The following is a 6,501-nucleotide window of genomic DNA, read 5'->3' as shown; positions in this document are numbered from 1 at the left end:
CCCCGGTTCATTGGGGCGGTGACAACGGCAGTTGGGATTACCGCACCGGCCGGTTGTGGGGGTAATGGAGCCGGGGCGAAAGTCACCCAGATCCGCGATTTGACTCAAAAGAGCAGCCTTTTGGACAAGCAACATCGCCATCGGATCGGTCATCGGGAGCCTCGTCACCGAGCGTATCATATCCGCACGGCCAGGAGGCGCAAGAAAAGAGATCCGCGGCATTCTCACTTTTGTGTCGCGCACCCTGTGTTTGGCCGTACGCATACTCTCATCTGTTTTGTGTATATAATGTTCCGGTGATAAAAGCCTTTCGGCGGGCCTTCACGTTGGCTTCGATGTCGATGGTTCTCGTCATGCTCCTTTTCCAAGCGCCGCAGTCCGCATATGCCCAAACCGCGACGGACGTGTACAAGGTTAAGGCTGCATTTCTCTTCCACTTCGCCCAACTTGTCGACTGGCCCTCCGACGCTTTTAACTCCGGAGATCAATCCTTAAATCTGTGTATCTTCGACGACGAGCCGCACCTTCAGGAACTGCAGAGCGCGCTAGAGGGCAAACCTATCGGAACTCGGGTGGTGCATGTGCGCCGGCTGCGTCAGACGCAACCTTTGCAGGGTTGCAGCATCCTCTTCCTTGGCCGGAATGAGGGTCGGCGCCAGAGCGCAACCCTTAGGAGCTTACACGGCCAGCCAGTTCTAACGGTCGGTGAATCCAATAACTTTCTCTCAGAGGGAGGGATCATTCGGCTTCATCTCGTGCAGGATAAGGTCCGCTTCGATATCAACGTGGGCGTAGCCGATTCATCGCGCCTCAAAATCAGCTCTCGGCTCCTTCTTCTCGCCAGTTCCGTAACTCTTGGCGACCAGGCGAAAGGCGGACAGTGAAGTGATGCACGTCAGGAACTTATCTATCCGCGTCAAGCTCACTCTCCTGATTCTCTTCGCCAGCGGACTTGCAGTGCTGCTTGCTTCCTTTGGCTTCGGCATCTACGAGAGCGCAAATTACCGTTCGAGCGCCGTCCGTGAACTCACCGCCTTAGCCGATACCCTTGGCGTCAATTCTGCTGCTTCTCTGGCATTTGAAGACAAGAAGGCTGCCCAGGAAATGCTGGGCGCACTGGCTATCGAACCGCATGTCTTAATTGGCCGCCTCTACGACAACGATGGGAATAGCTTTGCAGAATACCGCAGCCCCAATTGTGGTCAGAACGGAATCATCCTTTCAGGTCTGCGCCCCGACGGCGCTTATTTCGACCGCACGTCACTCGTACTTTTCCGAGGCGTACTACTCAATGGCCAACGCACAGGATCGATCGCCCTGGTTTTCGATCTGGGCGAACTTCGCTCCCAACGTTTGGAATACGTTAAGATCGCTGCGCTCGTTCTTGTGCTCTCGGTCCTGGTCACATTTGTAGCTTCGTTGCGCCTCACAGTCTCCATCGGGGCTCCCTTCGTGCAGTTAGCCGCCGTCGCACGTCAAGTCTCAACTGAGAAGGATTACTCGGTCCGCGCCAAAGTCGGCGCAGGCGGCGAGGCTGGACTCCTGATTCGTTCGTTCAACGAAATGCTTTCCCAGATTGAGAGTTCCAACAATCAGCTTCGCCAACAGCGCGAGCATCTGGAGGAGCAAGTTGAGTTTCGAACCTCCGAATTGGTCGCGGCCAGCGCGGAGCTGCGGGAAAGCGAAAACAAGTACCGCGTGTTGTTTGAAGACTCAGCGGATGCAATCTGGCTTATCGATAGTAAGGGCTATGTAGACTGCAATTCTGCTGCATTGCAGCTATTCGGATTCTCTACCAAATCCGAGTTCACCCACCCTGCCGACATCTCACCCCCGAACCAGCCCGACGGCAGGTCATCTCGGATAGCTGCCGAAAAGAGGATTGCCGCCGCATTTCTGAAGGGGAAGGAGCGATTCGAGTGGCTGCATAGACGCAAGAATGGCGAACTATTTCACGCCGAGGTATGCCTCGCGGCAATGAAGCTGCAAGGGCGCCCAATGCTTCTGGCCACCGTGCGCGATATCACAGAGCGCAAAATTGCAGAGGAGCGAGTGCAGTTTCTTGCTTATTACGACGCATTAACCGGCCTCCCCAACAGGACGCTGCTGGAGGATCGAATATCCAAAGCGCTTGCCAGTGCTCGCAGGCGGAAGGAAGGTGTAGCGGTTTTATTTCTCGATCTTGATCGATTCAAAATCATTAACGATACACTGGGCCATTCAACAGGCGATGCCCTCTTGCAGGAAGTTGCAGCGAGGCTTAAGGGGTGGGCACGCGAACAAGATACGGTTGCACGTGTAGGCGGCGACGAGTTCGTCGTGCTCTTGACCAGCATAGCGCAGGCCTCAGATGCATCGGTGGCAGCTCAGCGCGTCATAAGCGCGTTAACTGCCGATTTCTCTGTTATGGGTAACTCGATCAACGTCACATGTAGCATCGGGATCAGCATGTTTCCTGAGAACGGACGAGACAGCGAGGCGCTTGTTAAGAACGCGGATGCTGCCATGTACAGCGCCAAACAGAAGGGTCCCAACAATATCCAGTTCTTCACGAAAAGCATGAACGACCAGATGGTAGAGAAATTGACATTGGAGAGCGGATTGCGCTTGGCGCTCGACCGAGAAGAGCTCTTTCTCATGTACCAGCCTCAGATGGATATTGCGACCGGTGAGATCGTTGGCGTGGAAGCCTTGCTCCGTTGGCAACATCCGGAATTCGGCCTCGTGCCACCAGATAGATTTATCCGAATCGCCGAGAATACCGGCTTGGTTGTGCCAATCGGTGAATGGGTCCTCAGGACTGCCTGCGCGCAAGCTCGGATATGGCAAGACGAAGGACTTCCGGGAGTGCAAATTGCAGTAAATGTTTCTGCAGTTCAGTTTCGCCAGGACGGCTTCCGCGATCACATTAGAAGTGTCTTTTATGAGACCGGACTCGCTGCTCAGTACCTCGAATTGGAGCTGACAGAGAGTCTTTTGCTATCCAATGCGGACGTGATGTTCGCCGTGCTCCGGGAATTGAAGGAAATGGGGTTGAGTCTTGCAATTGACGATTTTGGTACCGGCTACTCCAGCCTCAGTTACCTGAGACAGTTTCCGGTGAGCAAACTGAAGATCGATCGTTCCTTTATCCAAGACGTCGCGATCAACCCAGACGGTGCAGCGATCACAGCCGCAATCATCGGAATGGCAAAGAACCTCAACCTAAGAGTGATCGCCGAAGGTGTCGAGAATGAGGCACAGTTGTCCTTTCTCCGCACACATCAATGTGACGAAATTCAGGGCAACTACTTCAGCCGTCCAGTGTCGGCGGACAAAGTTGCCGAAATGCTTAGAGGCAACAAGATTGAATCCACCCCATCGCCAAGGCCCGCTGAAATGTGATTTTTCGGCAAGCCTGCGTGTAGGCGTAGAACGCGACTAAGGCTTGGGCGATTTGGCGGCACAAGGCCCGGGTGCAAGCTTCTGGTTGACGGTGTCCACGGAGAAGGCCTGTGGATCGAACTCATCGCCGACCCATTCGCGCATTTCCTCATGCTGCTCGTGGTTCGGGTCGGCGAGTGCATCGAGGAGGTTGTAAAAGCCAGGGATGCCGCCGCAGTCGTCGGGGGGACATGCGAGATTGCCATCGATGCAGATTGGATAGCTCATATCAAAGAGGAGAGGCAGTCGCTTTTCAAGGACTACTGCGTGCTCCCAGTTATCGCCGAAATCGTATGTGTAGATCATTTTGGCGCCAGGGTTCCGGAGTACGCTGTTGAGCTTGATCGTGCGCTCATTTTCAACCGGGAGCATTCCCATGGCGAAGTCCTCGGGATCTGGTTTTCCGATGAGCCGGTCGCCTGCGCAAAATTGGTGCATATGGCCGTCGTGCCAACCCATTGCTGTTTGCAACACATCGTGAAGCTTCGCCAGAGTGATCGATGCGGGAACAACCAGGCGCCGCCAGATGGGTGGTTTCGTGCCAAGCAGCGTGACCTTTATTTGATAGACATCCTGAGCAGCGTTGCTTTTCTTGATTGCCATATCAGCTCTCTTTCGATGATAAGATACGGCGCACTGAGGTGCGGCCGATGTTGAGGCGGCGTGCGACTTCCGATTTGCTGCAGGCCGGAGCGACGGAGTTTGTGCACCTGATCGGCATGGAGGGAGGCGGTGAGCGGCCGACCCAGGCGCTTGCCGTTTGCCGGACGTGCGTCAGCCCTGCACGGCCACGTTCGCGCAGGATTTCTCAGGGGTTTCACCTTCTTCGGTTTAAGCGATGGGCCTCGGTGGTCACGTTAAAACCGGCCACTTGTGGTCAGTTCAAAACCGGCCACTTTGCGTGGGCCAGACGTGATTGTTTTACCCTGCCGCAGTCAGTCTGAGCAAGGCGTGGAGTTGCGCAGTGGCAGCTGCCGGCGTGGTAAGTTTGTAATCGTTCCGCCGGGGTCGCGCCCTGCGGAGCGATCCAGAGCCGACTTGCCGGGGCTGGCTCCGCAGGAATCGGTGATCGAAGTCCTCTGCTGTTTGGCCGCAAGGCCGGATGGTGGAGGGTTTCGTGTCTTCTGCCAGATTCCTATGGTGAGGCTCCGGACGAGGCCTCTGGATCCGAGTTTGCGACGCCGCCGGGCGTTCTTTGCCCGGCATCCTTATTGCTTTTGTCTTTGCCTTTGTTTTTGTCGTTGTCATTGCGTCCCTCCCGCGGCGCCGGTTTTGGTGCGCCAACTGCGCGGTCCGCACTTGAGCACATGGCCGTGGTGCAGCAGGCGGTCGAGCATGGCGGTGACGGCGGCGCTGTCGCCGAGTAGCTTTCCCCAGTCATCAACCGGCCGGTTCGACGTGATCAGCGTGCTGGCCCGCTCGTAGCGACGCATGATGATTTCGAGCAGTTCCTCGGCGGCCGTGACCGGCAGTTTGCGCATGCCGAGGTCATCGATGACCAGCAGCGGCACGGTCGACAACAGTTCGACGTGCTCCTTGCGCTTGCCGTCGAGCGTAGCATCGGCCAACTCCTCCAGCAGTACGTGCGCCTCACGGTAGAGCACGCGATAGCCTTGCTGGATCACGGCGTGGCCGATGGCTTGGGCGATGTGGCTCTTGCCGCTCCCAGGCGGGCCTAAAAACAGCGCGTCTTCTCGCTTTCCGACCCAGGCGGCAGCAGCCAGATCGAAGATCAGGGCGCGGTTCATCTTGGGGTTGAACTGGAAGTCGAAGTTGTCCAGGCGCTTGTCGTTGTCGCGGAACTGGGCCTGCTTGTGCCGGCGGTCGAGCAGCCGTTTGCCGCGGCAGGCCAGTTCGTCGGAGACCAGCGTGGAGATCAGGTCGATGGGCGCCATGTTGTCTGTTTGCGCTTGCTGCAGCCGCGTTTCCAGCACGGCCACCATGCCGCCCAGCCGCAGTTGATGCAGGGCGCGATTCAGTTCGATCAGATTCATAGAGTGTTTTCCTCGAAGTCGATGCGTTGTTGGATCAGGTCGCGATACTCGGTCAACTCGCGGATGAGTGGGTCGATCTGGTGCAGTGCGATCTGCGCCGCCGGATGGCGCTCCAGATAGCGGCGCACGAAGCGATACTCGGCGATGCGCAACTCCAGCGCCGCCGCGCAGGCGTCCTCGCAGGCCGCGGCGCCGTATTTCTTCACCAGGTTGAGCACGCCCTGGATGCGGCGCACGCTCTCTTCCGGCTTGCGTTCGTACATTGCGTCCGAGAGCGCGCCGATGTTCCGGCCGGCTTTGTGGGCGCGGGCCAGCAGCGCCAGCGTTCCTACGGGCGTGCGCCGCGGCCGATCCTCGTCGCGGATGCGATGCCCGCCACGCTTCTGGCTCAGATGCTCGCGCAGCAGTTCGCCCGTGCGCGGATCGAGCAGGCGCACGTACATCGCATCCCACTGCACGTGAACCTCGCGGCCGATCCAGCCGGGCGGCGCTCCGTAGTAAGCGGCTTCGACCTCTACGCAGCCATCCAGGTGAACGGTTCGCTTGCCGTACTGGTAGTAGCGGAACGGCTCCAGCGGCAGCGGCTTCAAGTGCGGCTTCTCTTCTGCGAACATGGCCGCCACCTGCCGCTTGGTGCGGCCGTGGATGCGCTTGTCCGCCCAGCGTTCTTCCCAGTGGTCGAGATACGTCTGAGCCTCTTCCAGACTCTCGAAGCGCTTGCCCTTGAGCGGCGTTATTTGCGCATGGGCGACGCCGGACTCAACCTTGCCTTTTCGATCTGGATCCCGCACTCGGCATGGCAGCGCGGTCACGCCGTAGTGCGCCAGCACGTCGCGATAGAGGGGATTCAGTTTTGGATCGTAGATGTCGGCGGCGAGTACGCCCTCGCGAAGATTATCGAGAACGACGATCGACGGAGCACCGCCCAGCCGGCGGAAAGCCTTCTCGTGCAGCTCGGCCCAGGTGCGGGCGCTCGATCGGAACACGAGCAGCCGCACCGATTTGCGGCTGTACCCGAGTGTCATCACGAACAGCCGTGTGCGCCGGTACTTACCCGTCTCCGCATCGCACACCATCGGGCCCG

General features: G+C 58.1%; 7 protein-coding genes. 2 read left to right on the top strand and 5 right to left on the bottom strand.

What is annotated here, in order from left to right; all coding sequences use genetic code 11:
* Window positions 1–135, bottom strand: a 135-nt coding sequence (locus tag VMU57_RS23205; RefSeq protein WP_414648688.1) for a DUF6788 family protein, incomplete at its 3' end; no start/stop codon positions are given.
* A gap of 218 nt (window positions 136–353) precedes the next feature.
* Between VMU57_RS23205 and VMU57_RS19035 the strand changes: the two genes are divergently transcribed.
* Window positions 354–884, top strand: coding sequence for a YfiR family protein (locus VMU57_RS19035; RefSeq protein WP_325386322.1), 531 nt, complete (start codon window positions 354–356; stop codon window positions 882–884).
* A gap of 4 nt (window positions 885–888) precedes the next feature.
* The gene (locus VMU57_RS19030; RefSeq protein WP_325386320.1) at window positions 889–3,384 is read left to right on the top strand and encodes a bifunctional diguanylate cyclase/phosphodiesterase; all 2,496 of its coding nucleotides are present in this window, start codon (window positions 889–891) and stop codon (window positions 3,382–3,384) included.
* Window positions 3,385–3,420: 36 nt separating this feature from the next.
* Here VMU57_RS19030 and VMU57_RS19025 read toward each other — a convergent pair whose 3' ends face one another.
* The 4 genes from VMU57_RS19025 to istA all read right to left on the bottom strand — a co-directional run.
* Window positions 3,421–4,026 carry a plasmid pRiA4b ORF-3 family protein gene (locus tag VMU57_RS19025; RefSeq protein ID WP_325386318.1) on the bottom strand — a complete coding sequence of 202 codons (606 nt, stop codon included), beginning with the start codon at window positions 4,024–4,026 and terminating at the stop codon, window positions 3,421–3,423.
* Between the two features lies 1 nt (window position 4,027).
* Window positions 4,028–4,144: a hypothetical protein gene (locus VMU57_RS23200; RefSeq protein WP_414648687.1), complete on the bottom strand. Its 117-nt coding sequence runs from the start codon at window positions 4,142–4,144 to the stop codon at window positions 4,028–4,030.
* Window positions 4,145–4,667: 523 nt separating this feature from the next.
* Window positions 4,668–5,417: an IS21-like element helper ATPase IstB gene (gene istB, locus VMU57_RS19020; RefSeq protein WP_325386316.1), complete on the bottom strand. Its 750-nt coding sequence runs from the start codon at window positions 5,415–5,417 to the stop codon at window positions 4,668–4,670.
* Window positions 5,414–6,501 (bottom strand): IS21 family transposase (gene istA, locus VMU57_RS19015; RefSeq protein WP_325386314.1); only part of this gene is annotated, 1,088 nt, incomplete at its 5' end. The genes istA and istB, both read right to left, overlap by 4 nt.

The sequence above is a fragment of the Edaphobacter sp. genome, from assembly GCF_035532915.1.
Taxonomy (GTDB): domain Bacteria; phylum Acidobacteriota; class Terriglobia; order Terriglobales; family Acidobacteriaceae; genus Edaphobacter.
Note: the sequence above shows the minus strand (reverse complement) of the source record. Positions and strands in the feature narration are given on the sequence as shown.

Bases quoted from the DNA above. Each gene is read 5' to 3' on its own strand.
- VMU57_RS19035 (WP_325386322.1), top strand. From the start codon at position 354: ATGCTCCTTTTCCAAGCGCCGCAGTCCGCATATGCCCAAACCGCGACG.
- VMU57_RS19030 (WP_325386320.1), top strand. From the start codon at position 889: ATGCACGTCAGGAACTTATCTATCCGCGTCAAGCTCACTCTCCTGATT.
- VMU57_RS19025 (WP_325386318.1), bottom strand. From the start codon at position 4,026: ATGGCAATCAAGAAAAGCAACGCTGCTCAGGATGTCTATCAAATAAAG.
- VMU57_RS23200 (WP_414648687.1), bottom strand. From the start codon at position 4,144: ATGCCGATCAGGTGCACAAACTCCGTCGCTCCGGCCTGCAGCAAATCG.
- istB (WP_325386316.1), bottom strand. From the start codon at position 5,417: ATGAATCTGATCGAACTGAATCGCGCCCTGCATCAACTGCGGCTGGGC.